We start from the raw sequence: 25,640 nt of genomic DNA on the forward strand, positions 1-25,640 counted from the left end.
TCTATAATCCTTCTTTATTTAACCATTTTGGAGCTGGTAATGGTACAAAGTTATTCATTTTCTCAAGTAATCCGTTAATAGTAGTATCTACAACAACAGCATCTAAATTTTCTTGTTTTAAAAAACCTTTATCGACCATTGTTTTAAATTGCAAGATTAAAGCGTCATAATAACCACTAGTATTTAAAATACCAATAGGCTTGGTATGCAATCCTAATTGTCCCCAAGTTGAGATTTCAAAAAACTCATCCATAGTACCAAAACCACCAGGAATAATTATAAAACCATCGCTTTTCTCATATAATTTAACTTTACGATCGTGCATGTTATTGGTTACAATTAACTCTGTTAAGCCTTCACTTACAATTTCTTTTGTTTTTAAAAAATGAGGAATAACACCTACAACCTTTCCGTTGTTATCGAGTGCTCCATTGGCAACCGTTCCCATAATACCAATTTTAGCTGCTCCATAAACTAAGGTTATGTTTTCTTGTGCTAATGTTTTACCCAAAGCATAGGCTTCAGAAATAATTGTATTATCATTTCCCATGCTTGCGCCACAAAATACTGCTATACTTTTCATTATTTATATGCTTTTATCATTCGGTCTTTACCAAATAAGTCTTTAATTATTTCTACATTCTTAAATCCAAAAGTCTCAACTAAAGTTTTCGTTTCCGGTCCTAAATACTCGTTAATTTCGAAGAATAATTGTCCGTTGTCTTTCAATCTATCAACAGCAAATTCAGTAATTGCATTATAGAATACTAACGGATTATCATCTTCTACAAACAAGGCCAAATGTGGTTCGTTGTTTAAAACGTTGTTTTGTATTTCGGCTTTTTCAAGATTTCGTACGTATGGCGGATTAGACACGATTGTATCGAATTTTAAACCTTTAAATAACGGTTCCCATTCTGGTTTATCTAAAATACTGCCTTCTAAAAAATTGACTTTCACTTTATTTAAAGCTGCGTTTTCTGTTGCTTTTTTTATCGCTTTCGCGGAAACATCCATGGCATAAACTTGAGCATCTTCAATATTTTTAGCTAATGAGATAGCAATACAACCACTTCCTGTGCCAATATCTAAAATGGACGGTTGAGATTCTTTGCTTTGCTCTGAATGACAATTGATAATTAACTCCACCAACTCTTCCGTTTCGGGTCTTGGAATCAAGGTGTTTTCATCTACTTTAAACGGTAAACCATAAAATTCTGTTTCACCTAAGATGTATTGAATGGGTTTTTCGTTTTTTAAAGCTTCTAAAGCATCAAAAATAGGCTGTTGTTCTTCTTTTGTAATTGTTAAACTTCTATCTAACGCTAAAGCAAAACGTGTAATATTATAGAACGCTTCTGTACACAAAAAGAAAAAGCTCGTTACTTCTTCTTTAACGTAAATTGCATCTAACGTTTCATGAAATATATTTTCTAAGTCTTTTATTAACACTATTCTTTCTTATTATTAAGTTCTTTGTTGTTATTGTTAAACCACAGAAAAAGCATCAAAATTCTCTCAACGCTATTCTCGTTTCTCTTTGCTCTATTCTCTTTCTTCTATTTTCCCTCACCTATTCTCTTTACTTTCTTCTCCATATTTAAACTACAAATCTTTTAGCATCCAAATACCACAATTAAAATGTCCTGTTTTTCCCAAAGGCGCCTTTAAATGCTTAAAACCATTCGTTTCATATATATGAATAGCTTCTTTTAACTCGGGAATTGTTTCTAAATAACACTGTTTAAAACCTAAAGCCTTCGCTTTTTCTAGACATTTTAAAAACATCTTTTTACCATAGCCTTTTCCACGAACGTTTGATGAAAAGTACATTTTCTGAATTTCGCAAACATCGTCCTCCATTCCATTTAAAGGTTTTAAACCACCTCCACCTTCTACAACACCATCTACGGTAACCACGTAATACATTTCTCTTGTTTTACTATAAGACTCAAACATTTTAGGTGTTTCGCTATCTGCGTATGCTGTACCAGCTAATGGTAGCTTATACTCAATAAAAACGGCACGTATAACGCTTTCAATCTGAGCATTATCTTCCGCTTTAATTTCTCTTATTACAATATTATTATTACTCACGATATTATAGTATTTTTACCCAGTATTTAAAGGTTGAAGATACAGTAATACCAAACAAATTAAAAAATTTCAAGATGAAGAAACTCATAATCTTATTAACAATTACAGTTTGTTTTTTAAGTTGTTCTATTAAAGAAAAACCAGAATTTTTACGCGTTGAAAACATTGAAGTTGTAGACTCAAATTCTGAATTTATAATACTAACCGCAGATGCTTTTTTTAACAACCCAAATAGTGTTGGCGGGAAATTAGAAACCGAAGGAATTACTATTACAGCCAATGGCATTGAAGTTGCGACAGTTTCTTCTAAAGCATTTGATGTTCCTGCAAAAAAGGAATTTTCAATTCCGTTATCGGCTAATATTCCTACCGAAAAATTATTAAACCTCAACAATTTAAGTGGTCTTTTAAGCAGCATGCTTAACAAGTCTATGAAAGTGCAATATAAAGGTGTGATTAAATATAAAGTATTTGGTTTTTCGCATAAATACGATGTGGATGAAATTGAAGATGTAAAGATTAAATTATAGCATTGACTACGCACCAAACATACATGCAACGCGCAATACAAATTGCGAATAACGGATTAGGCACAACACGCCCAAACCCAATGGTTGGTGCTGTAATAGTACATAAAAATAAAATTATTGGAGAAGGTTTTACTAGCAAACATGGAGGTAATCATGCCGAAGTTAACGCCATAAACTCGGTTACAGATAAATCGCTTTTAGCCAAAAGCACTATTTATGTAACACTAGAACCTTGCTCTCATTATGGTAAAACACCACCTTGTAGCGACTTAATATTACACCATAACATACCAAATGTTGTTATTGGCTGCGTAGACGATAATCCGCAAGTTGCTGGAAAGGGCATAAAAAAACTAATGGCTTCTGGTTGTAATATAACCGTTGGCGTATTAGAAAAGGAATGCAAAGAACACCATAAGCGTTTTTTTACGTTTCATAATAAAAAACGTCCTTATATTATATTAAAATGGGCCGAAACTAACGATGGTTTTATTGCTCCTTCTTTTAAAGATGAACAAAAACCGGTTTGGATTACAAACAAACTATCAAGACAGTTGGTTCATAAATGGCGAGCAGAAGAGCAAGCTATTTTGGTTGGTACAAACACAGTAATTAAAGACAATCCAAGTTTAACGGTTAGAGATTGGACTGGCGAACACCCAATTCGTGTGGTTTTAGACAGGAACAGTTTACTTTCTAATGAATACACAATTTTTAATAATGATGCCGAAACACTAACTTTTAAAGAGCATACGTTAAAAGAAGTTTGCAACCACTTATTTCAACAAAACATCAACTCTATTATTATTGAAGGTGGCTCTAAAACACTTCAACTTTTTATAGATGAAGGACTTTGGGATGAAGCTAGAGTCTTTAAAGGCAAATTAGACTTTAATGATGGTGTGAAAGCTCCAAAACTTTCTGGATCATTAACTTCTGAAGAAAAAATATTAGACGATACATTACGATTTTATAGAAATCTCAATGCGCTATAATTTCAAAAAAGAAAAACAATCATAATATTAATTCATAAGTATTATGATTTTTTACTTTTTAAAAGTATCTTTAATCATCTGTAATTAAAATTACAAGATATCCCTTAACTTATTACATACTAACTACAAGTAATAAAAGCTTTTAAAACAAAGGTTTAACAGATAAGCCTGATATAAATTATAAAAGCAAAAAACACATTTAATAAAAAAATTGAAGTAATACTTTCAACTGTATATTCATTAAATAACATGATAAACACTGGCCCAATATATTCTAGTAAAACCGACAGAATGGATATTACAATAGACATACCTAATAGCACTATTTTTATTCAACAGAAGTGGAAATACGATTGGAAAAACTTACCAAAAACTTCGGCTTGGACCTACACAGAAAAAAAAGCCTTTCATAATCAAGCTGATAGATTATTGTGGCAACAATGGAGTAGTCATTTTATTTTAAATTGTACAGGAACTTCCAATATTGCAAAAAATTATAACACTTCAAATTTTAAAGTAAACTTCGATATTAAATGGGTACTAACGGGAGAGCATTGGAATGTTAATGTAAAAAAGATAAAAAAAGGAACCTTTTCAAGTAGCAGTGTCTCATGGAATTCTAGAGTAATTAATCTTGACACCGAAGATTTAATCTACACTGAAAAAAGGACAAATATTTATCAATTTCCTTTAAGTCATGAATTTGGACATGCCATTGGAAATAGTAAATATGCAGCAAAAGGAATGCATGCGGATGAATACAAAGCTTCCAGCAAATTCAACTTAGATTACACAAGCAGAATGAACGCAGGAAGCGAATTAAGAGAAAGGCATATTGATTTCATTCTACTTAATCTCAATAAAATGATACCAAATACAACCTTTATAATAAACAGTTTTAAATAATGAAACAAATACTTATCCTTTTTATAATCTTTTTATCCTGTAAAGACAATGAGATAGAGAGTAAAGCAAATAAATCAATAACAACTATTGAAAAACATGAGATAATGATTAAACAAGATATAGATTTAGAATTATTAAAAGAGATTACTCTAGAAAAAGCTCTAGAAAACTATATTAAACCAAAAAAAATAAATGAGTTTAATTTAAACAATGTTACCTATACTGAATTCCGAATTATCTTAAAAAATCATTTTTCTAAAGAACAAATTAATCAGGCGATTACTATAAAAGAAGTAACGTGGGATTTTAAAACTGACTCTCTGGTTACAGTTTGGTATCAAGAAAAAGAAGAAAAATGGCTTCCGTTAGATTTAAGTGTATATAGTAAATTCACAGAGTTTTAAAAACTAAAATTATGGCATTACAGAGTAAAACAACAATTTTTATAAATGGTACCGAGATTAACACTTTTAAAATGTTTGAAATCTACCAATCTATCGACGACCATCATGTTTTAGAATTAGTTTGCAGAATGGATGTTTTAGAAGATTTATCTCAAGCATTAGGAGAATCTAGCAAAAATTTTTTAGGAGAAACCATAACACTAGAAACCTCCTCTTTAGATGATTATAACGGATACAACTCACTAGAATTTAAAGGGATTGTTACAAAAGTAAAAAACATAAAAGGCCATGAAGCTAGCTCAGGAGATAGTATTGTTATTAGTGCACAAAGCCCTAGCTACCTAGCCGATGACGGTCCACATTATGCATCGTATAACGATGTTTTATTATCTGAAATTTTAGAACAAACATTTAATGGTTACGATACTTCAAAATTAGAATTAGCAATACAACCAAAAAATGATATTACACTGCACTACTCTGTGCAACACAACGAAAGTGCCTATAGTTATGCTAGTAGATTAGCAGCACAACATGGCGAATGGTTTTATTATAATGGAACCCAATTAATTTTCGGCACACCAGACATTCAAGAGCTAGAGTTAACTTATGGTTTCGATTTAAAAGAATACCACTTAAGCCTCTCTCCTCAATCTCATAATTATAAATTCTATGCCAACGATTACCTCTTAAACGAAACACACGAGAAAGATGCTAAAGACATTAGCGCTGGAGCTAATGGATACTCTGGTTTTGTATCTAATAAAGCGAATACGATATTCGCTAAAGAATCGAAAATATGGCACAATCTATATAATGACCCAAGAGCCAAACAACGTTTAGACTCTAGTATTGAGATTCAAAAAAAAGCTATAGAGATAAAACAAGTGCAACTTACAGGTGTTAGTGACAACCCAGGAGTTAAACTTGGAAGTATTGTAAAAATTGAAGGTGCAAGCTATAGAGTTATTAATGTATCGCATAGTAATAACGAAAATGGCGATTACCAAAATCATTTCGAAGCAATAACTGCAGAGTTTGACGCTTATCCAAACACAAACATACAAGCCTTTCCTAGAAGTGAAACTCAAACCGCTATAGTTATGGAAAATACAGATCCAGATGGCTTAGGTAGAATACGTGTACAATTTCCTTGGCAAAGAATTACTGGTGAAATGACACCTTGGATCCGTATTGTAACACCACATGCTGGTGGAGATAAAGGGTTTCATTTTTTACCAGAAATTGGAGAAGAAGTTTTAATAGGATTCGAAGGTGGCAATGCAGAACACCCATACATGCTTGGCAGTTTGTATAACGGTTCTGGTAAAGCCAGTGCGTTCGAAAGCAGTGCAAACGATGTAAAAGCTATACGCACAAGAAGTGGCCACACTATAGAATTAAACGATACAGATGGTGAAGAAAAAATAAACATTTACGATAACGAAGGCAGTATTATAACCTTTGACACGCAAGCAAAATCATTATACATTACGGCTGCCGAAACAATAGAATTTCAAGCTAAAAATATTAAAATGATTACCGAGGAAAATATTGAATTTGAGGCCCAAGGTGATATAAAAACGGCTTCAGAAGGAGACACCTTAATAGTTTCACAAGGAACAACCAGTTTACAAGCAGAAGGAGATGCTTCTATTAGCAGTAGCGCTAATATAACTATTGAAGCCGCTACAGACGCTAGTATCTCTGGTCAGAATCTTACTGCAGAAGGTAAAATAGCAGCAGAAGTAAAAGGACAACAAACCAAAGTACAAGGACAGATGACGGTTATTCAAGGTGCTAGTGGTAAAATAGATATTGTTTAATTTAAAAATAGTAAAGAAATTTTTCTTTAAAAAATTCATTTTCATGAGCACAACGGTATACAAAAACAACTTATAAAAAATAAAGTGCATTACTTGTTTTCTATTATTTCTAACTCTATATAAAACTGAAGACGGACATCATTTAATGGACACCGAAGATTTCAACAAAAAAAAGCTATTATTAATAGCCTTGAATCTTATACAGAAACTTTAGAAGAGATAAAAAACAAATTATACCAGAACCCAATAGAGAGACAATGCGCTTTGCTTAAATGAAATCTCATAAAAATAATTAATATTAAATGATTAAAATACATAAAAATAATTCCCTTTTTAAAATCGCGAGTATTGCTTACTTATTTACAGCATGTATCTCTTGTAGTTTTTTTAACAATGAAAAAAAATCAGACCTCATGAGTAACGATAAAGACAAAACAAAAACTAGCCAAGAAAAAGAAACCATAGACGACTATACAGACACTTATAAAATAATTCCAAACTACGAACTACCAATATTTAAAGAGTTAGTTATGAAGTTTAACACACAAGACCACCGTTTTGAAATAAACACATGCGAATTTAAATATAATGGTAAATCTTTTTTTATTGGTGACAGTGTAGACAGCATAACTGCTATTTTTGGTGAACCACAAGGTGAGATTACTAAATCTGGAGATGAAACTTCTTTTTATTACGACTATAATAATCTTAATATATCAATGAGATTTTCAACATCCAAAAAGAATCTTGAGGTTTTTAATATAAACCTTCGTGACTATGATGACAAACACATTTCACCATTTGATATATTACTATTCCACAAAGTTCCATATTACTATAAAATGAAATTGAATACTTTTTTAGCACTTTCAGATTTAGATCATACAAAATTAAGACACAGTAGATTTTCTTTTGTTGTTAGACCAAAAGAATGCGCGCCAAATAAAGACTCACGAATTTCACATTATATATTATCACGACCAGTATACGCTACTAATGGTGGAGGTCATTTAACGTATTCTGGAGATTTTAATCCAAAAGAATCAAACGTAATCAACGGATTTGAATTTATAGCTCAAACATTGAAAGAAATAAAAAAATAAGTTATGCCTGGACCAATAGCAACACAAGGAAGTTTACACGTTTGCCCAATGTGCAGTGGACCTGTACCACATGTTGGAGGCCCTATAATAGGCCCAGGAGCTGTTAATATTTTAATTAACAATAAACCTGCAGCTTTAATGGGAGATATGTGCATGTGCATTGGCCCACCAGATGTTATCGCTCAAGGAGCAGCAAATGTGTTTTTTAATGGAGTGCCTGTTGTTTGCCAAGGTGATATTACTGCCCATGGAGGCGTTATAACACAAGGAGAACCTAATGTTATATTAGGAACTAGCTCGCCTAGCCCTACGCAAACCATGGCAAAACATAAAATCCCATTTCCAAAAATCACTTTAGTTAACCGTTTATTGGGCAATGCTAAGGAAGCTATAGTTAACCAAACTGCTTTAGCAGAGGCTGCTCCTGTTTTTGAGGAAGAAGAAGATAGTGAAGAGGTTACTTTAGAGACGACTTTAGCCCAAGATCAATTACACATATTAGCAAAAAGTAGCACATTAAATAGTTTTTTAATGTATTTAATAGCCGTTTTTGGTAAAGACATACCAAGTAAAGCTTATGAGGAGCTATACAACGATGCTAAAAATAATACAATTCCAAAACCAACAATATTAGTAAAACCATCCATTCCATATGGAGGTAAGGCATTATTTTATAACAATAAAATTAAGCAAGAAATATGGGTAGGAGAACAAATTATTAGAGATGCTGCAGAAAAGAATGCACAAAGTGGTGAACTTATGGTCGTACTAATTGAAGAGTATGGGCATTACATTGATTATTTATTGCGCAACCACTATGCTGAAACGGAGAGAAAAGACGCTCTACGAGACGAAGGTGCCTACTTCTCCTATAAAATGCTTGAACTAAATAGCTTAGACCAAAAAGACCAATACTATGCTGATGCAACTATTGAAGGTGTCCAACACACTCTTACTTGGGATTTCGAACCATACCATAAGAGCATCAAAGAATATGTAAATGTAGAACGTAGAACTAGTGACGATAATTTTGGTCCTTTCGAGTTTTATAAAGCAGGATTTTTAGACAAAGAAGGTGAATTTGCTCACGGTGACATTGAATTAAAAGGTTTATCGAAAAGTTTAGAAAAAAGTGGATTAAATAAAAATTTAAAAATAATTAAAGAGGATTACAAAGACTACCTACTTAAAATCTATTTTGGCAACTGGAAACGCGACTTTTCACAAGGCTTAGATCCTTTAATCATACGTGTATTCTCTAATGGATTGGCTGCTTTCGCAGAAGACGCTAGCGGAGATTCTACATATTTAGATGTTGTAAAACGTTTTGATATAAATAAATTAAAGTCCAATACACTTTCGGAAAGTGAAACAGTCAAGTATGACATTAATTTTTTTGGCACATCTCTATGGTCCGCTACATTTAGCCCTGTAGACGTTTCTGTAAAAATGATATGTACAATCTTAGAAATGCTTGCTGCTAAGGAATTTGTGCACGCACCATTAGAAAAAAAGGGATTTAAAACAAATATTAATTACGCTCAACATCTGGCAACCCTAAAAAAAGATTTTTCAGCTGTAGACAGAGCAAATTTAGGTGTTTATGTACCTGCAGAGCACATAGACAACCCTGCTTTCTTTGAAAACAATAATGACGACAACATTCTACTTCCTGAATTTGTAGGAGATATTATAAACACACAGTCACCATCTTTGCACGACCTAAATATGGAATTTGGCATGAAAAACTATATTCGTAGTGCAATTTCTACTAATAATAAACCTGGAGAAGAACCAAAAAAAAATCGTTATGTTAACTCTCATGTCTATATTTTAGATAAACTAAAGGCAGCTGCTATATCCGGAGGTCACAATATTGAAAACCAAATACCTAAAGACAATTTAGGAGCGGCACTTCATACCTTAGAAGATTTTTTCGCTCATAGTAATTATGCTGAAATCGCATTAATTAAAGAAGGTGAATTAGGTGTTTTTCCTTGGATCACAAAAGTACCAGGAAAAATAGATTATTTAAAATACATTAAAGACTTAAACTATCGTTCGCATGTCAATAATAACTCTTCAAAATATAATGTCGTTAATGCTCTCGACACAGTAGGCATTACTAACTCAAATTTACTGACAACTAAAATACCTCTAGTAACTGGCACTTTTGGAATGATAGATACTATGGCAAGCTTATTACCTATAGTAGCACATTCTTTTGATTATGACAACAGAAAATCACAAAACGAAATCAATAAGCAAAAAGAACGCGCTAAACGAGAAGAAGATGGCTCATTTTACTATAAAGACAATATAAACTCTAGAAGCTTTGCAGAAGTTTTATTCTTAGAGTTTTTGAAAGATTTAACCAATGATAAAAGAGATACTGATGAAGAAACAGATAGTGTTTCTGTAAAAACATTTAAAGAAACTTTAAGTGCTCGCGACACTGTTTACGAAAAAATGCAAGAAGCGAGTAATAGTGGCCATGAGTTCTTTGAGGAACTACCAGAATGGTTTAAAAGCGGAGCGCGAAAAGCTAGAGACGAATTTCGTGAAGGATCAGATTGGATAGGTGATAAAATAGATGCAACTGTAGATAAATTATTAGAACCGTTTTATGGCGTAATGTATAATTTCTTACAACTCGTAGCATCTAATCTAAACGATTTACAGGTAGCCCAAGCAAGTGAAATAAAAAGACTAGAAGAAGAAGCCGATAAAAAAACCTGGGATTTAAAAATTGGCATAAACCCAACCCATACACAAGTCGCCAAAGACGACCCACATCACCCAATGCACACGTTATCAGCAAAATTAGCCATTGAGGCTGTCTCAAAAGTAGGAACTGCTGTTTTTAACGTGTGGCAAGGCAATAAAAACAACGGTGGTTTTGAAAATTTAAAAGAGGTAGTTAATGAAATAATGAAACATCCTGCTCAAACTTCATGGCAATCTGAAACTGTAAAAACCTGGATTAAAAATAATAGAGAATTAGTCTGCAAAGCAAGTAAACCATCCATTACTATTGATAGGCTGCTTCATGTAAATGAGGAAATTAGAGAACTAATAAACGAATTACAGGAAATAGCAAAAAAACCAGCTTTTAAAAAGATAAATGAAGTTAGAGAAAAACTTTATAAAGAGGCAAACGAAAGTAATCAGGAAGCCTTTTTATCGTTTGGAAATAACCTAACACGAATTAAAAAACTAATAACAAATCAGGAAAAACGATTAATAATAGTACAAGCAGCATGGGACACCCAATTTCCAGAACCTATATTGTGCCGTTTAAATGGTCCAGTCTACAATTATACTGTAAAAAGAGATGACACGTTATCTTCGATTGTTTCGAGAAGTGAAGGGAAGACCTCTTTAAAGGAATTATTGGAATTAAATCCATCAATAGATCCTGGAACAAAAGTAATATACACTGGCTACGATATTAAAGTACCATATCCTATTACTCCAAAATTATCTTTAACGCTTAAAAAAAGACCTTTTTTAGATTAATTAATATATTATATAGTGTGATATTTGCAAGAATATTCAATATTCGCTTAAATGATAAAAACAATAATATTCGATTTCGGAGACGTATTTATTAATCTTGACAAAGAAGGAGCCATGACAAATGCTTTAGAGCTATTTGAAATGGAAGAATTTTCTGAAGATTTAATAGCTATAAACGCACTTTACGAACAAGGTTTGCTGTCTACAGATGAGTTTATTGAATTCTATCATGAAAATTTTCCTAAGCTTTCTAAAAAAGACATAATTGAAGCTTGGAATTTTATAATCTGTGATTTCCCACCAAAACGTTTAGCGTTTATAGAACAATTAGCAAAGGATAAAAAATACAATCTTATACTTTTAAGTAATACAAACGAGTTACATATAGAATGTGTGAAAAAACACATTTCATTTTACGAAGACTTTAAAGCCGCGTTTAATACCTTCTATTTGTCTCATGAAATTATGCTAAGAAAACCAAATGCAGATATTTTTGAGTTTGTTTTAAATGAAAACAATTTAAAAGCTAACGAATGTCTTTTTATAGACGACACATTAGAAAACACAGAGGCTGCAGCTAAATTAGGTATTAACGTTTGGAATAACAATCCAAAAACTGAAGACATTATAGACTTATTCACCATTAAAAGTGATCTTTTTTGATTTACCTATTATTAAGCATCCTAGCTTCTACTCTTATATTTGTAATTTTTACACTTTTTGGAAAATATAAAATCAATACTCTTCAAGCTATTGTATTTAACTATTTCACCGCTTTTACAACTGGTATATTAAGTTCTACAGAGACTATAACTGTTAACGAAATTATTAATGAAGACTGGTTTTACGGTGCCCTATTTCTAGGCTTTCTATTTATTGCAATATTTAATGTTATGGCATTAACGGCACAACGTAATGGATTATCTGTTGCTTCTGTTGCGAGTAAAATGAGTGTTGTAATTCCAATAGTTTTTGGTTTGTATGCTTATAACGAAAGTTTAAGTATTGTAAAAACCGTAGGTATATTATTAGCTCTTTTTGCTGTCTATTTAACTTCTATAAAAGCGAAAACAGGCAAAGTAAGCTTTAAGAATTTATGGCTTCCTATTTTACTTTTCTTTGGTTCAGGAACTATCGACACCACCATAAAATACATCGAAACAACATACGTATCAGACAATGGAATTCCAATTTTTTCTGCTACTATCTTCGCTATTGCTGGTATAATTGGTATCATTATTATTTCCGCGGAAGCGATAAAAGGAAAATTTAAATTGGATTTAAAAAGTATTTTTGGAGGTGTTATATTAGGTATCGTAAATTACTACTCCATATATATGTTGTTAAAAGCACTACAAGTCGATAGTTTTGAGAGTTCAAGTATTTTCACAATAAATAATGTTGCTATAGTTATGCTTTCCACACTAATTGGACTTGCCTTTTTTAAAGAAAAATTAAGCATTAAAAATTGGTCTGGTATTGCAATTGCAATACTTTCGATAGTATTAGTTACTTTGGCATAATGGAAGAAAGCACTAAAGATACTTATAGAACTATTTTAAAACCTTCGGAAGAAGTGCTATTTAAGGATAAAAACTCTAAGTTTTATAGCTACGCTTTTCCTATAATAAATGAAGATAATGTAAAAGATTATCTTGAAGATCTAAAAAAACAACATCAAAAGGCAGGACATTTTTGTTATGCATACCAAATTGGCAAAGAAGAGAATACTATAATCTATAGGGCAAATGACGATGGAGAACCTAATAATAGCGCAGGATTGCCAATTTACGGTCAAATACAATCGTTTGATGTTACTAATATATTAATAGTTGTGGTGCGTTACTTTGGAGGCGTAAAATTAGGTGTTGGTGGCTTAATTAATGCTTATAAAACAGGTGCGCAATTAGCCTTAGAAGCTTCAAAAATAAAAACACGTACTATTAACATCGATTATCTAATAAAATTCGAATACGAATTAATGAATAAAGTGATGCGAGTAATTAAGGAGAAAAACTTAAATATTACCAATCAAAAATTAGAATTGGATTGCGAGATTACTATTTCGGTTAGAAAAAAAGATGCCTCTACTCTTTTTGAAATTTTTGACTCTATCTATAAGGTGTCCATTAAAAAGATTGAAACTTAAAATATAGGAATAAACTCAAATCTAATAATTTTGATATTATTTTTTTTTAAGAATCTATTTTGTTAACACGTCTAAAAAATATTTTGGTGGTCGCGATGGCTTGTTTGTCTTTAAATCTAAAAATACTAAAACCACATTTGCGGTTGAAAGAATTTCTCCAAAATCATTCAATATTTCGGTGTCAAATTCAAGCCTAATAGAAGGCGCTTTTGTAAGCATAGTTTTAACCGTAATTACGTCATCATATCTTATTGGTTTCTTATATTTTACACTTAATGACACGACAGGAAGACCAACACCAGATTCCTCCATTTTCTTATACGAAATACCTAATTTTCGCAACCACTCAATACGTGCTATTTCTAGATATAATGCATAGTTTCCATGATGAACAACACCCATTTGATCTGTTTCTGCGTAGCGTACTCTAATATCAATTTTATCTGACTTCATCTCTATAATTGTTAATTATTTTTTGTAGTTTCGTTTGAGCTGTTAGTATGAGGAAAAAAAACTAATAATTCAATAGCAAATCATTTTTTTTTAAGTTTTTTGTTCACATATTTGCCACGCACAATACAGATGGTAAAAGCCCCAATATTGCGTCTGTAAATAACTAACTAAAAACACATAATTTTAACAATGAGTATAACTGCGCAATCGGTATGGAATAACTGTCTTAATTTTATAAAAGACAATATTCAACCTCAAGCATATAAAACTTGGTTCGAACCGATCATGGCAGTGAAGCTTTCAGATAATGCTTTAAGTGTTCAAGTACCCAGTAAATTCTTTTACGAATGGCTTGAAGAACATTATGTTAAAATTTTAAAAGTTGCACTCACAAAAGAATTAGGAGAAAGTGCCAAACTTGTTTACATTATTAAAATGGAAAACACTTATGGTAACAAACAACCTTTTACAGAAAGAATTCCAAGTTCAAACAGATCTGCTGTAAAATCTCAAGATGTTGATGTACCATTAAAAAATAGAGATCGAGAATTACGTAATCCATTTGTTATTCCTGGAATTCGTAATGTAAAAATTGAATCTCAACTTAATCCTAACTATAATTTTGATAACTTTTTAGAAGGTGATTCTAACCGTTTAGCACGTAGTGCAGGTTTAGCTGTTTCAGCAAAGCCAGGTGGAACGTCTTTTAATCCATTATTAATATTTGGTGGTGTTGGACTAGGAAAAACACATTTAGCACACGCTATTGGTGTTGATATAAAAGATAAATATCCTGAAAAAACAGTTTTATATATTTCTGCTGAAAAATTTACACAACAATATATAGACTCTGTTAAAAAGAATAATAGAAACGATTTTATTCATTTCTACCAGTTAATAGATGTTTTAGTTATTGATGATGTACAATTCTTATCTGGAAAGTCTGGAACACAAGATGTATTCTTCCATATCTTCAATCATTTACATCAAAACGGGAAGCAAGTTATTTTAACAAGTGACAAAGCGCCTGTAGATATGCAAGATATAGAGCAACGTTTACTTTCTCGTTTTAAATGGGGATTAAGTGCAGAGCTTCAAACTCCAGATTTTGAAACGCGTGTTTCTATATTAAAAAACAAATTATATCGTGATGGTGTGGAAATGCCTGATGATATTATAGAATATGTTGCAAAGCATATTAAATCTAATATTCGTGAACTTGAAGGTGCAATTATCTCTCTAATAGCACAATCGTCTTTTAATAAAAAAGAGATTAATATTGAGTTAGCTAAACAAGTAGTAGAAAAGTTTGTAAAGAATACAAAACGTGAAGTTTCTATAGATTATATACAAAAAGTAGTGTCAGATTATTTCCAAATGGATGTAGATACGCTTCAATCTAAAACTAGAAAACGTCACATTGTTCAAGCCAGACAGTTAGCTATGTTTTTTGCTAAGAAATTAACGAAAGCATCTTTAGCAAGTATTGGTTCTCAAATTGGAAAGCGTGATCATGCTACTGTATTACATGCTTGTAAAACGGTTGACAACTTATCTTCTACAGATAAGCAGTTTAGAAAGTACGTTGAAGATTTGACAAAAAAGCTGTCGGTCTAAAAAAAACACTAAATTATGATTAGAATTTTAATGGTTTGCCTCGGAAACATCTGTCGCTCACCACTAGCTCATGGTATTTTAGATTCAAAATTAGATTCTAATTTTTTCGAGGTAGATTCTGCTGGAACAAGTAATTATCACATAGGTAGCTTACCAGATAAACGCTCTATAGCTGTTGCGAGAAAAAACAATCTAGATATTACTAATCAACTTGGTAAACAATTTATAGTTGAAGATTTCGAAACGTATGATTATATATACGTAATGGACAAATCTAACTTCGAAAATGTAATAAAAATGGCGCGTAATGTAGAAGACATTGCTAAAGTAAAACTTATTTTAAACGAAAGCCATCCAAATAAAAATCTCGAAGTTCCCGACCCATATTATGGCGGTGATTCTGGATTTGATGATGTTTACAAGATGCTAGATGAAGCATGCGATTGTATCTCAAAAAAAACTCAATGCTAAATAAATAACGCTATTTTTATATAGACTTATTCATTAGAAATCTTATTTGTAAAAAAAGGCAATCTATTATTACTTACTAAAATGAACGACACTTACGGAAAACTCTATCTTATACCTACAACTTTAGGAGACACAGATCCTTTAAACGTTTTACCGCTAACAGTAAAGAACGCCATCGAGCAAATAGATATTTTTATTGTTGAAAACGAAAAGACTGCTAGACGTGATATTAAGAAAATATGCCCAAGCAAACAACAATCTAGCTTAACACTATTTCCTTTAAATAAGTTTACAGATTTTAGCGACCTACCAACCTATTTAGAGCCATGTAAAAAAGGATTAAATGTAGGTTTACTTTCTGAAGCTGGTTGCCCAGGTGTTGCAGATCCAGGTGCAGATATCGTTAAATTGGCTCATCAATTTGATATCAAGGTCGTTCCATTAGTAGGACCTTCGTCTATATTAATGGCCATGATGAGCTCTGGAATGAATGGACAAAGCTTTGCTTTTAACGGTTATTTACCAATAGATAAAAGTGAACGTAAACAAGAGATTAAACGTTTAGAGCGTTTATCGTTTGAGCATAATCAATCTCAATTATTTATTGAAACACCTTATAGAAACAATAAGTTTTTAGAAGATTTGTGTAATACTTTAAACGGTAATACAGACATTTGTGTGGCTTGCGATATTACATTGCCTTCAGAATACATAAAAACAATGTCTGCAAACGACTGGAAAAGAAAAAACGTCGACCTTCATAAAAGACCAACGTTATTTATTATTCATAAAAGCTAATTTAAACCTCTTAACTATGCGTTAATAGAGACTTTAGCTTTTTTATTTGCTATAATTCTTGACGTATCATAACCTTGAAAACGTTTCATGTAGTTTCTAATAGAAGTACCATAAGCATCTTCAAAACCATTAGAACCGTAACTTCTTAAATACTTTTTCACTCCTCCTGGACCAGCAAGATGTGCAGCTGCTAATATTCCAGATTCGGTAACTTCAATACCATTTATACTTTTACCAACAAAACGTTTAATATCTCTTCTTAATACCCATTTATTACGTTCTGCATTTGCTACAAATGCTTTTTCTTGTAATTCTGGTGTATTTAAAAAGTGTTTCGTGTCATTAATACCAATGAGCTCTAAAGTACTTCTACCAAATTGGTATTTTCCTAAATACCCTAAAGTATTCACTCTAAAATAATTGTTTTGAGATTCTTTAAAACCTAGTTCTTCTTTAAAACCAGTAAAAGATTTACCTAATTCTGGAGAAAAAGCATTTTTGTATCCTATAGAAGATACACTTACTGTTTTTCCTGAAACAGTAGCATTGTCCACTTGCTGAACTTCAATAGTTTTATCTTCTAACAAAGTATAATCTTTGTTATTCGATTTTAATGATAGGGATACTACAATTAAAACACATATTGTAAGCACTAAGGGAACTAACTTTGCAATATTTTTTTTATTCATAATCATTTGATTTCTTAAAAACAGCTATTAAACAAATAGCATGCCTAAAATTTCGAGTGCAAATGTACAACATTTTATTCAACTCTGAAAATCAATCGATTAACCACGTTTAGAAGTAGACAGAGTGGAACTTCACGCCACTTTTACCGGTCAATTCTAAAGTTGGAAATGGCACCTTTATACTGTTAAAAACGCTAAAAATTGACTTTAACACCTCAGAGTCGGTTTTTATCCTAGTTAAATCTACATCTAAACTTAAATAGAATTGACGACGCCTGTTTTGTTTTACCAACGCATTATTAACAATAAGTCCCTCATTACCAGATAACATACCTTCTCCTCCATAGCCAACGGCCATATTTAACCATTTTGGTATTTTACTGTCTTTAAAAAAGGAATGCATATTAGCTGAAAGCCAGTAGGTTTGACCATTATAATCTTTTAACGCTTCTTCTAACAAACCATTACCTAGCTTATCTGGTCTTTGCGATGCATATTTAGTACGGTGAAAAGAATACTTCATCACAATACGTTGTTCTTCCCAAAGTAATTCTTGACCAATATACAAACCTGCTCCTGCTGTATTAGCTGTAAAATCTCCCCAACTAAATCCCCATTCACTAGAAAAACCATCTAATACCTCTACAGCTGTAAGAAAAGTAAAACCTAGAGTTGCACCATACAACAGTTGATCTTTTTTGCTTACGCCACTCCAATTTAAAGTTTGAGCACCAAACTTACCCAATTGATAAGAAGAGAAAACATGCCCAAATTTATCCATTTGAAGCCACTCGCTATTATCATCTATGGTATGAAATTTTGAACGCTCGTAATCTGCGTACCAAAGTTGATTTAAACCTAAAAGTGTTAAACCTCCAATAGCAGCTTCAGAAATAACTACAGCATTTCTTCTTTTGGTATTTAAAGTATCGCTAGGTTTAAAGAAGTTAGTATGCTGTGCAAAAACAGACAGTGATACATTAAATAAAAACAGATATAGTAGAAGACGCTTCAATATTATCTATTAACGCCTTGTTTATTAATCCAACGCACATACTCTTGTTTATTAGCATTATGCTGCGATAATGTTTTTGCGAATTTATGATAACCAAAGTTTTTTACGTTAGCAACAAAATAGATATAACTATGCTTTTCTGAATTTAAAACGGCATCTATTGCAGATACATCTGGCATAAAAATTGGTCCTGGCGGAATCTCTCTATATTTATAAGTATTGTACTTAGAGTCTATTTCTAAATCTTTATATAACACACGTTTTATAACTTGATCAAAATCTCCAGACTCCTTTTTAACGGCGTAAATTACCGTAGGATCTGCTTGTAAAGGCATGCCTTTTCTTATTCTGTTTAAGTACACACCAGCTACTCTTGGACGCTCATCTACTTTGGCTGTTTCTTTATGAACTATAGCAGCAATAGACATTACTTCATTAATAGATAAGTTAAGCGCTTTTCTTTTTTCATTTCTAGAAGTATTCCAAAAACGTTGGTATTCTTTTAGCATTTTATCTCTAAAACCTTCTGCAGACGTATTCCAATAGATTTCATAACTATTAGGAATATACATAGATAATGCAGATTCATTATTGAAGCCATTTTTGTTTAAAAACGCTTGATCTCGCATTGCATTAATTAGAGACAGACTATCTGCTTCAATTTGAAATGCAACTCTACCTGCTAAGTCTTCTAATCTTTCTTGATTATTAAACGCTATTTTTAATGGTACGTTGTTACTTCTTATCGAGTTAATAATATCATTATTACTCATGTCTTTTTTTATAACAAAACGACCAGCCTTTATATTTGTAACATACTTCTTCTGCTCTGCAAGAGCATCAAATTTATCAATGTCTTTTAATAAAGGTTCTAATTGTTCTCTAACCTCAGCATACTTTGCATTGGTTGGCACATAAATATAAGCTTCGTTATTATTAAAAGCAGTGTTAGGTTTTAACATTGCTCCATAAATAAAGTAAGCGAAGTAAGCTGCAACTGCTATACCTATAATAGCGATTGCTCCAAGAATTTTTTTAATGTACATTATTAATAAGTTGATATAAGTATTCGTTAGTATATTTTCCGTTCTGGAAATTCCAGTCTTTTTTTAGTCCTATTTTATTGAAACCTTGATTTTCAAATAACTTAATACTTGCTTCGTTGGTTTCAGAAATATTACAGTATAATTGATGTAAATCTAAATGTGTAAAGCAGTAATTAGAAAGCAAAGCTAGTGCTTCTTTACCATGGCCTTTAACTCGATCTTTAGTATTATGAATTAAAATACCAATTCCGGCACGACGATTTTTAACATCGAAATCGAAAACATCTATTAGTCCAATGGCATTATCGTTATAATCTGAAATTATCAAACGCAATTGTTTAACCTCATAGATATCTTTGTGCGAATGCTCTAGATATTCTTTAATTAAAAATTTAGAATAAGGTGTAACAGTACTACTTAGTTCCCAAATGGTTTCGTCGTTTTCAATAGTATGAATAAACTCCAAGTCTTCAGGTTCTAAAGCACGTAAATAAATATGTTCACCTTTTAATGTTACCATTCCATTTCACCTTTAAAAACTAAAGTTGCAGGACCTTGAAGCCAAATGTTTTTATAACCGTTTGCTGTTTTCTCGAAAGACACTTTTAATTTTCCGCCCTCTACATTTAAAGCAATTTCTTGAGTATTGGTTTTTCCTGTGTTATGCATTGCTAAAGCTACTGCCGTAACTCCTGTTCCACAAGATAAAGTTTCGTCTTCCACTCCTCTTTCGTAGGTTCTAACCGCAAATGTTTCTGCATTTATTTGCTCCACGAAATTAACATTTGTTCCTTCTTGATTATAAGGAGCACCATATCGTATTTTAGAGCCTTCAGTTTTAACATCAAAATCCTTAATATTTTTTACTAAAGCGACATGATGTGGAGAACCTGTGTTTAAAAAAGCATGGCTATCGAAAAGAGCGATAGTATCTACATCTTGCATTTTCAATTTTACAAATCCGTTTTCTATAGTTGCTTCATGCAAACCATCAATAGCACTAAATGTTGTCTCACTTTTAAATATGTTTAGCATTTCCGCGAAAGCGACAATACAACGCCCACCATTTCCACACATGGTACTTTCGTTTCCATCTGCATTAAAATAAACCATTTTAAAGTCTGAAGTAGCATCGTTTTCTAACAAGATTAGGCCATCTGCTCCAACTCCAAAACGTCTATCGCACAAATGTGCAATTAATTTGGTGTTATCTTTATTGAATAGCTCTTGACGATTATCAACAAAAACGAAGTCGTTTCCTGTGCCTTGGTATTTATAAAAAGTATGTGTCATTAAGTGTATTTTACTACGACAAATATAGTGTATTGAAAATTTATTTGCGTTGTTAATCTCTCGTTAAAGTTGATTTTACCTAGCAATAAAAAAATTAACTTTATAGTTATAACAGTAATTCTAAACTAAATTATATTTCTGTAGTTACAGGAATTAAAAAACAATTATATATGAAAAAATTAGCAACGCTGGTTTTCGTTTCTGTTTTGGGAGGTGCAATTACCCTAGGAACATACAAAACCTTTCTTGAAAAAGAAGAACAAGCAATTGTGCAAGCAGAACAAATAACTCAACCTGTTTTTCAACCAGTAAGTTATAAGACTACCAATACTAATTTAGGTGCTATTGAAGGTATCGATTTTACAACTGCTGCAGAGAAAACATTAGATGCTGTAGTACACGTAAAAAACATTACACTTAATACGTCTCAACCTTCTATGCGTGATTTAATGCGTGGTAATGTTCAACAACGTAAACAATTGGGTACAGGAAGTGGTGTTATTATCTCGCCTGATGGTTATATTATAACAAATAACCATGTGATTGATTCCTCTGAAGAGTTGAGTGTTACACTTAATGACAATAGAACATTAAAAGCGATTATAATTGGTACAGATCCAAAAACAGATATTGCCTTATTAAAAATTGAAACCGATGACATTTTACCTTACGCCACTTTTGGTGACAGTGATACTGCAAAAATTGGAGAATGGGTTTTAGCTGTTGGTAATCCGTTTAATTTAACGTCTACAGTAACTGCTGGAATTATTAGTGCAAAATCTAGAGATTTATCTGGTGACAACCACCAATCGTTTATACAAACTGATGCCGCTGTAAACCCAGGGAATTCTGGTGGAGCATTAGTAAACACAAACGGAGAGCTTATTGGTATAAACACTGCTATTACCTCTCAAACCGGATCTTATATTGGTTACTCTTTTGCTGTACCAAGTAACATTGCTAAAAAAGTAGTACAAGATATTATGGAGTTTGGTAATGTTCAAAATGGTATTTTAGGTGTTAGAGGAGGCTCTTTAAATAGTTATTCTGCCGAAAAATTAGGTGTTGGAGAAACAGAAGGTTTTTATGTAGACGACGTGATTGATGATTCTGGAGCAGCCGCAGCAGGTTTAAAAAGCGGAGATATTATTAAAAAAATTGACAATATTGAAATTAAGAAGCTTTCAGATTTAAGAGGTTACATCGATACTAAACGTCCTAACGATACTATAACTATTTTCTATTTACGAGATAACGTACAAAAGGAAACAGAAGTTACTTTATTAAAAAACAACACTTTAACAGTGCCTATCATCGGTGTTCTTAAAGATGCTAAACCTAAAGATTTAAAAAGGTTAAGTGCCGAAAATGGTGTTAAACTAGAACGATTGACTAGTGACCAATACTACTCGAAATATTGGATTGCTAATGGTATTGGAGAAGGAGATATTATACTCTCTATAAATAATGTTAAAGTAAATTCTATAGAAGAGGTAAAAACGGTTATTGCTAATTTAGATAAAAGACAACTATTTACTGTTCAAATAATGAAAGACAAAGGACAAATAGAACGTCATTCTTTCAGGTAAAATCAAAATAGTTACCGTATTTAAAAAGCACTTTAGTTCATTCTAAAGTGCTTTTATTTTTTTACTAAAATCCTTTACGAAAACGTTTGAAATATATACTTTTGCAAAATATTAAGCGAAGTTAAATAGCTTCGTTATAAATATATACAATGATACTTTTGTATCGCAAAAAAAATAACACAATTAACAACACACTAAAAACTAAAACAGATGCCTGTTAAAGAAACCTACGAAAACGAATTAGCATACCAAGCAGACAGACGTCGTGCGACAGTAGAATTTATTAAAATTGTTAGCGACCTTTGGTACGACAACTCTATCGAGCTAGTTCTTTTTAGAAACCAATTAATAGATAGAAACGTAAGTCAGATTTTAAATCTTCATGAATATGCAGGTGAATTTGTACAAAAGCCAATTTCTATTTTCGATTCTGTTGAAATAGCACAAGCTATTAAAACGTTAGACTTTCCGCCTTCTAAATTAGATATTGGAAAATTAACTTACGAGTTTCATTTAGAAGATCAAAAACACACAAATGCCATCGCTTTTGTTTCTAGCAAATTAAAAGGTGCTGAAGAATCTGAAGAAATTACACCTAAAGACGTTGTCCTTTATGGTTTTGGACGTATTGGTCGTTTAGTCGCTCGCGAATTAATGACAAGAACTGGAAAAGGTAGCCAGTTACGTTTAAGAGCCATTGTAACACGTGGTAAAAACGATATTACTGTTTTAGAAAAAAGAGCATCGTTATTACGTAACGATTCTGTACATGGTGATTTCTCTGGAACTGTTTCTGTAGATTTAGAAAACGAATCTCTAATAATTAATGGAACAACGGTTAGAATTATTTCTGCTAACCAACCAGAAGATATAGATTACACAAAGTACGGCATTAACAATGCACTAATTATTGATAATACTGGTGTATTTAGAGATAAAGAAGCCTTAACACGTTTAAAAAACTCTCCAGGTGCAGATAAAGTTTTATTAACTGCTCCTGGAAAAGGGATTCCAAATATTGTACATGGTGTAAACCACTTAGAAAATAATCCAGACGAAGTAGATATTTTCTCTGCTGCTTCTTGTACTACAAATGCTATTACTCCTATTCTAAAAGCTATCGAAGATACTTATGGCGTAAAGAGTGGACATTTAGAAACAATACATGCATATACTAACGACCAGAACTTAGTAGATAACTTCCATAGTAAATATAGACGTGGTCGTGCTGCGGCATTAAACATGGTAATTACAGAAACTGGAGCAGGTGCTGCCGTTTCTAAAGCTTTACCAAGTTTTGAAGGCAAACTAACTTCTAATGCTATTAGAGTTCCTGTACCAAATGGTTCTTTAGCAATTTTAAACTTAGAATTAAAATCTAAAGCTAGTATTGATAGTGTAAATGCTACAATAAAAAAATATGCTTTAGAAGGCGACTTAGTAGAGCAAATTAAATACGAAATGAGCGATGAGCTTGTATCTACAGATATTGTTGGTAGCTCTGCTCCTTCTATTTACGACAGTAAAGCAACTATTGTAAGAAAAGATGGAAAAAATGCTATACTCTATGTTTGGTACGATAACGAGTATGGTTACAGTCATCAAGTTATTCGTTTAGCTAAGCACATTGCTAAAGTAAGACGTTTTACTTACTATTAATGCCATTGGTTTTAATCAAACGTCATTAATATATAGTCCAAATACAGTATAATACACGTATATATAAAAGCTTCACAAAATGTGAGGCTTTTGTAGTATTATACAATTAAACTGAACAATATTTTTTACTTTCGCAGCAGGAAATAATCAACATTATAAAAATGAATTTTACTAAAGTTACCTTACTTCTATTATTAGCCTTTTTTTCAATACAAATTCAAGCACAAACTGAAGCTGAAGATGTAGACGATAAACTGTCACTGGATAGCGGCTCGATAGAAAGTCAGTTCGAGTATTTAACCAAAAAATCTAATGGTTGGAAAGACCAACGTGGCCAACGCTACGAAGTGATAAAAATACAATGGATAGAAAAATTAAAAGGGAATACTTTAGACTCTTTAAAAGCTGTACACAAAACACTTAGCGACACCAAAATTATTGTTACAAAACAAGATGATGAAATCTCTAAATTAAAAACAAACTTATCTTCTACCCAAGGTACCTTAGCTGAAACAAATACCGAAAAAGATAGTATGTCTCTTTTTGGTATTCAAATGAGTAAAGGAGGTTACAATGGACTTATGTGGTCTATTATTGGAGGCTTATTAGCGCTAGCGTTATTTTTTATGTATCGCTTTAAAAGTAGTAATGCCATTACTAAAGAAGCTCAAAAATCTTTAGCAGAAACCGAAGAAGAGTTCGAAGACCACAGACGTATTGCTCTAGAACGTGAACAAAAAGTACGCAGACAGTTACAAGACGAAATAAATAAGCATAAAAATTCTAATTAAGCTTAATTACAAACCCTAAAACAGTGCTTTAAACAATAAGCTAAGCACAGTAATAATAAAAAGGTTTACAAGCTTTCTAATAAAAAATTTAATATAAAATCTGTAACTTCGGTTGCAGATTTTTTTGTTTAAAAAACATACTTTAAATATTAGAATACCATTTCAAACCGCACACTTTTAACTGTAATCTATAACAATGATAATAATTAAAGCCGAAATACAGCATCTCAAAGACCTCGTTCCTTTGTTTGATGCTTACAGAGTTTTCTATAGACAAACCAGTAATCCTGAAGCTGCAAAACAGTTTTTAAAACAGCGGTTAGAAAAACAAGATACTATTATTTATATCGCTTACGCGGAAGACAAAGCCGTTGGTTTTATGCATTTATTCCATAGCTTCACCTCTGTTGCTATGCAGCCCATTTATATTTTAAACGATTTGTTTGTAGATAAAAACCATCGTAAAAAAGGCATAGGTGTAGCACTATTAAATCAAGCAAAAGAGAAAGCCAAACAAGACCTTTGTAAATTTGTAGCTTTGCAAACTGAAACTGACAACCCTGCACAATTTTTGTATGAAAGTATGGGTTGGAAAAAGGATGTAGATTTGCAGTATACTTGGGAGAATGAAAACTTGACTTTCTCAAAAAAATAGTCGAACTTCGAAATTATTATAACGCTGAATATAAT

At 32.0% G+C, this 25,640-nt stretch carries 26 protein-coding genes; 17 read left to right on the forward strand and 9 right to left on the reverse strand.

Translation table 11 applies throughout. The annotated features are described in order from the left end of the window. Position 1: 1 nt before the first annotated feature. The 3 genes from ASC44_RS05005 to ASC44_RS05015 all read right to left on the reverse strand — a co-directional run bounded on the left by ASC44_RS05005 (position 2) and on the right by ASC44_RS05015 (position 2,097). Complete coding sequence (locus ASC44_RS05005) at positions 2–583, reverse strand: LOG family protein (protein WP_055446523.1); 582 nt, start codon at positions 581–583, stop codon at positions 2–4. Beyond that, the gene (gene prmC / locus ASC44_RS05010) at positions 583–1,452 is read right to left on the reverse strand and encodes a peptide chain release factor N(5)-glutamine methyltransferase (protein WP_055446524.1); all 870 of its coding nucleotides are present in this window, start codon (positions 1,450–1,452) and stop codon (positions 583–585) included. Before prmC ends, ASC44_RS05005 begins: the two co-directional genes overlap by 1 nt. 153 nt (positions 1,453–1,605) lie before the next feature. After that, entirely contained in the window at positions 1,606–2,097 is a 492-nt protein-coding gene (locus ASC44_RS05015) for a GNAT family N-acetyltransferase (protein WP_055446525.1), read from the reverse strand. Positions 2,098–2,171: 74 nt separating this feature from the next. Here ASC44_RS05015 and ASC44_RS05020 point away from each other — a divergent pair, with 74 nt between their 5' ends. From ASC44_RS05020 to ASC44_RS05065, 10 genes are all read left to right on the forward strand, one after another. Further along, positions 2,172–2,627, forward strand: a complete 456-nt coding sequence (locus tag ASC44_RS05020; RefSeq protein ID WP_055446526.1) for an LEA type 2 family protein — start codon at positions 2,172–2,174, stop codon at positions 2,625–2,627. A 23-nt stretch (positions 2,628–2,650) separates the two neighbouring features. Next, a complete protein-coding gene (ribD, locus tag ASC44_RS05025; RefSeq protein ID WP_055446527.1) occupies positions 2,651–3,622 on the forward strand; it encodes a bifunctional diaminohydroxyphosphoribosylaminopyrimidine deaminase/5-amino-6-(5-phosphoribosylamino)uracil reductase RibD in 972 nt (323 codons plus the stop codon). Between the two features lie 249 nt (positions 3,623–3,871). Continuing rightward, positions 3,872–4,528, forward strand: a complete 657-nt coding sequence (locus ASC44_RS05030; protein WP_055446528.1) for a hypothetical protein — start codon at positions 3,872–3,874, stop codon at positions 4,526–4,528. Continuing rightward, on the forward strand, positions 4,528–4,932 hold the full coding sequence (locus tag ASC44_RS05035; RefSeq protein WP_055446529.1) for a hypothetical protein: 405 nt from the start codon (positions 4,528–4,530) through the stop codon (positions 4,930–4,932). The genes ASC44_RS05030 and ASC44_RS05035 overlap by 1 nt, the downstream gene beginning before the upstream one ends. 11 nt (positions 4,933–4,943) lie before the next feature. Then, positions 4,944–6,758 (forward strand): type VI secretion system Vgr family protein, encoded by a 1,815-nt coding sequence (locus ASC44_RS05040; RefSeq protein ID WP_055446530.1) that lies wholly within the window; start codon positions 4,944–4,946, stop codon positions 6,756–6,758. A gap of 413 nt (positions 6,759–7,171) precedes the next feature. Then, complete coding sequence (locus ASC44_RS05045) at positions 7,172–7,861, forward strand: DUF7738 domain-containing protein (protein WP_152973272.1); 690 nt, start codon at positions 7,172–7,174, stop codon at positions 7,859–7,861. Between the two features lie 3 nt (positions 7,862–7,864). Beyond that, positions 7,865–11,380, forward strand: a complete 3,516-nt coding sequence (locus tag ASC44_RS18470) for an HET-C-related protein (RefSeq protein ID WP_083476241.1) — start codon at positions 7,865–7,867, stop codon at positions 11,378–11,380. Between the two features lie 51 nt (positions 11,381–11,431). Further along, positions 11,432–12,043, forward strand: coding sequence for an HAD family hydrolase (locus ASC44_RS05055; protein ID WP_055446532.1), 612 nt, complete (start codon positions 11,432–11,434; stop codon positions 12,041–12,043). Beyond that, a complete protein-coding gene (locus ASC44_RS05060) occupies positions 12,040–12,903 on the forward strand; it encodes an EamA family transporter (protein ID WP_055446533.1) in 864 nt (287 codons plus the stop codon). Before ASC44_RS05055 ends, ASC44_RS05060 begins: the two co-directional genes overlap by 4 nt. Next, on the forward strand, positions 12,903–13,529 hold the full coding sequence (locus tag ASC44_RS05065) for an IMPACT family protein (protein WP_055446534.1): 627 nt from the start codon (positions 12,903–12,905) through the stop codon (positions 13,527–13,529). Before ASC44_RS05060 ends, ASC44_RS05065 begins: the two co-directional genes overlap by 1 nt. A 54-nt stretch (positions 13,530–13,583) precedes the next feature. Here the strand turns inward: ASC44_RS05065 and ASC44_RS05070 are convergent, their stop codons facing one another. Continuing rightward, positions 13,584–13,982, reverse strand: a complete 399-nt coding sequence (locus ASC44_RS05070; RefSeq protein ID WP_055446535.1) for an acyl-CoA thioesterase — start codon at positions 13,980–13,982, stop codon at positions 13,584–13,586. Between the two features lie 189 nt (positions 13,983–14,171). Between ASC44_RS05070 and dnaA the strand changes: the two genes are divergently transcribed. The 3 genes from dnaA to ASC44_RS05085 all read left to right on the forward strand — a co-directional run bounded on the left by dnaA (position 14,172) and on the right by ASC44_RS05085 (position 16,868). Then, positions 14,172–15,599, forward strand: coding sequence for a chromosomal replication initiator protein DnaA (gene dnaA / locus ASC44_RS05075; RefSeq protein ID WP_055446536.1), 1,428 nt, complete (start codon positions 14,172–14,174; stop codon positions 15,597–15,599). Positions 15,600–15,614: 15 nt separating this feature from the next. Continuing rightward, a complete protein-coding gene (locus ASC44_RS05080; RefSeq protein WP_055446537.1) occupies positions 15,615–16,070 on the forward strand; it encodes a low molecular weight protein-tyrosine-phosphatase in 456 nt (151 codons plus the stop codon). Positions 16,071–16,151: 81 nt separating this feature from the next. Continuing rightward, the gene (locus tag ASC44_RS05085) at positions 16,152–16,868 is read left to right on the forward strand and encodes an SAM-dependent methyltransferase (protein WP_055446538.1); all 717 of its coding nucleotides are present in this window, start codon (positions 16,152–16,154) and stop codon (positions 16,866–16,868) included. 14 nt (positions 16,869–16,882) lie between these two features. Here ASC44_RS05085 and ASC44_RS05090 read toward each other — a convergent pair whose 3' ends face one another. The 5 genes from ASC44_RS05090 to dapF form a co-directional block, all read right to left on the reverse strand. Continuing rightward, on the reverse strand, positions 16,883–17,557 hold the full coding sequence (locus ASC44_RS05090) for a hypothetical protein (RefSeq protein ID WP_055446572.1): 675 nt from the start codon (positions 17,555–17,557) through the stop codon (positions 16,883–16,885). Positions 17,558–17,666: 109 nt separating this feature from the next. Further along, positions 17,667–18,572, reverse strand: coding sequence for a DUF2279 domain-containing protein (locus tag ASC44_RS05095; RefSeq protein ID WP_055446539.1), 906 nt, complete (start codon positions 18,570–18,572; stop codon positions 17,667–17,669). Between the two features lie 2 nt (positions 18,573–18,574). After that, positions 18,575–19,618 (reverse strand): endolytic transglycosylase MltG, encoded by a 1,044-nt coding sequence (gene mltG / locus ASC44_RS05100; RefSeq protein WP_055446540.1) that lies wholly within the window; start codon positions 19,616–19,618, stop codon positions 18,575–18,577. Further along, positions 19,608–20,138 (reverse strand): GNAT family N-acetyltransferase, encoded by a 531-nt coding sequence (locus ASC44_RS05105; protein WP_055446541.1) that lies wholly within the window; start codon positions 20,136–20,138, stop codon positions 19,608–19,610. Before ASC44_RS05105 ends, mltG begins: the two co-directional genes overlap by 11 nt. Next, positions 20,132–20,911: a diaminopimelate epimerase gene (dapF, locus tag ASC44_RS05110; RefSeq protein ID WP_055446542.1), complete on the reverse strand. Its 780-nt coding sequence runs from the start codon at positions 20,909–20,911 to the stop codon at positions 20,132–20,134. Before dapF ends, ASC44_RS05105 begins: the two co-directional genes overlap by 7 nt. Positions 20,912–21,081: 170 nt before the next feature. Here dapF and ASC44_RS05115 point away from each other — a divergent pair, with 170 nt between their 5' ends. The 4 genes from ASC44_RS05115 to ASC44_RS05130 all read left to right on the forward strand — a co-directional run bounded on the left by ASC44_RS05115 (position 21,082) and on the right by ASC44_RS05130 (position 25,605). Then, the gene (locus ASC44_RS05115; protein WP_055446543.1) at positions 21,082–22,500 is read left to right on the forward strand and encodes a trypsin-like peptidase domain-containing protein; all 1,419 of its coding nucleotides are present in this window, start codon (positions 21,082–21,084) and stop codon (positions 22,498–22,500) included. Positions 22,501–22,710: 210 nt separating this feature from the next. Further along, positions 22,711–24,159 carry a glyceraldehyde-3-phosphate dehydrogenase gene (locus tag ASC44_RS05120; RefSeq protein WP_055446544.1) on the forward strand — a complete coding sequence of 483 codons (1,449 nt, stop codon included), beginning with the start codon at positions 22,711–22,713 and terminating at the stop codon, positions 24,157–24,159. Between the two features lie 161 nt (positions 24,160–24,320). Then, the gene (locus ASC44_RS05125) at positions 24,321–24,950 is read left to right on the forward strand and encodes a hypothetical protein (RefSeq protein WP_055446545.1); all 630 of its coding nucleotides are present in this window, start codon (positions 24,321–24,323) and stop codon (positions 24,948–24,950) included. Positions 24,951–25,146: 196 nt separating this feature from the next. After that, positions 25,147–25,605: a GNAT family N-acetyltransferase gene (locus ASC44_RS05130; RefSeq protein ID WP_055446546.1), complete on the forward strand. Its 459-nt coding sequence runs from the start codon at positions 25,147–25,149 to the stop codon at positions 25,603–25,605. Positions 25,606–25,640 lie beyond the last annotated feature (35 nt).

This window comes from Lacinutrix mariniflava, assembly GCF_001418015.1.
GTDB lineage: Bacteria > Bacteroidota > Bacteroidia > Flavobacteriales > Flavobacteriaceae > Lacinutrix > Lacinutrix mariniflava.

What these genes read in the sequence shown, in the direction of transcription:
- ASC44_RS05005 (WP_055446523.1), bottom strand. Translation starts at nt 583, where the DNA reads ATGAAAAGTATAGCAGTATTTTGTGGCGCAAGCATGGGAAATGATAAT.
- ASC44_RS05020 (WP_055446526.1), top strand. Translation starts at nt 2,172, where the DNA reads ATGAAGAAACTCATAATCTTATTAACAATTACAGTTTGTTTTTTAAGT.
- ribD (WP_055446527.1), top strand. Translation starts at nt 2,651, where the DNA reads ATGCAACGCGCAATACAAATTGCGAATAACGGATTAGGCACAACACGC.
- ASC44_RS05030 (WP_055446528.1), top strand. Translation starts at nt 3,872, where the DNA reads ATGATAAACACTGGCCCAATATATTCTAGTAAAACCGACAGAATGGAT.
- ASC44_RS05035 (WP_055446529.1), top strand. Translation starts at nt 4,528, where the DNA reads ATGAAACAAATACTTATCCTTTTTATAATCTTTTTATCCTGTAAAGAC.
- ASC44_RS05040 (WP_055446530.1), top strand. Translation starts at nt 4,944, where the DNA reads ATGGCATTACAGAGTAAAACAACAATTTTTATAAATGGTACCGAGATT.
- ASC44_RS05045 (WP_152973272.1), top strand. Translation starts at nt 7,172, where the DNA reads ATGAGTAACGATAAAGACAAAACAAAAACTAGCCAAGAAAAAGAAACC.
- ASC44_RS18470 (WP_083476241.1), top strand. Translation starts at nt 7,865, where the DNA reads ATGCCTGGACCAATAGCAACACAAGGAAGTTTACACGTTTGCCCAATG.
- ASC44_RS05055 (WP_055446532.1), top strand. Translation starts at nt 11,432, where the DNA reads ATGATAAAAACAATAATATTCGATTTCGGAGACGTATTTATTAATCTT.
- ASC44_RS05065 (WP_055446534.1), top strand. Translation starts at nt 12,903, where the DNA reads ATGGAAGAAAGCACTAAAGATACTTATAGAACTATTTTAAAACCTTCG.
- ASC44_RS05070 (WP_055446535.1), bottom strand. Translation starts at nt 13,982, where the DNA reads ATGAAGTCAGATAAAATTGATATTAGAGTACGCTACGCAGAAACAGAT.
- dnaA (WP_055446536.1), top strand. Translation starts at nt 14,172, where the DNA reads ATGAGTATAACTGCGCAATCGGTATGGAATAACTGTCTTAATTTTATA.
- ASC44_RS05080 (WP_055446537.1), top strand. Translation starts at nt 15,615, where the DNA reads ATGATTAGAATTTTAATGGTTTGCCTCGGAAACATCTGTCGCTCACCA.
- ASC44_RS05085 (WP_055446538.1), top strand. Translation starts at nt 16,152, where the DNA reads ATGAACGACACTTACGGAAAACTCTATCTTATACCTACAACTTTAGGA.
- ASC44_RS05090 (WP_055446572.1), bottom strand. Translation starts at nt 17,557, where the DNA reads ATGAATAAAAAAAATATTGCAAAGTTAGTTCCCTTAGTGCTTACAATA.
- mltG (WP_055446540.1), bottom strand. Translation starts at nt 19,618, where the DNA reads ATGTACATTAAAAAAATTCTTGGAGCAATCGCTATTATAGGTATAGCA.
- ASC44_RS05105 (WP_055446541.1), bottom strand. Translation starts at nt 20,138, where the DNA reads ATGGTAACATTAAAAGGTGAACATATTTATTTACGTGCTTTAGAACCT.
- dapF (WP_055446542.1), bottom strand. Translation starts at nt 20,911, where the DNA reads ATGACACATACTTTTTATAAATACCAAGGCACAGGAAACGACTTCGTT.
- ASC44_RS05115 (WP_055446543.1), top strand. Translation starts at nt 21,082, where the DNA reads ATGAAAAAATTAGCAACGCTGGTTTTCGTTTCTGTTTTGGGAGGTGCA.
- ASC44_RS05120 (WP_055446544.1), top strand. Translation starts at nt 22,711, where the DNA reads ATGCCTGTTAAAGAAACCTACGAAAACGAATTAGCATACCAAGCAGAC.
- ASC44_RS05125 (WP_055446545.1), top strand. Translation starts at nt 24,321, where the DNA reads ATGAATTTTACTAAAGTTACCTTACTTCTATTATTAGCCTTTTTTTCA.
- ASC44_RS05130 (WP_055446546.1), top strand. Translation starts at nt 25,147, where the DNA reads ATGATAATAATTAAAGCCGAAATACAGCATCTCAAAGACCTCGTTCCT.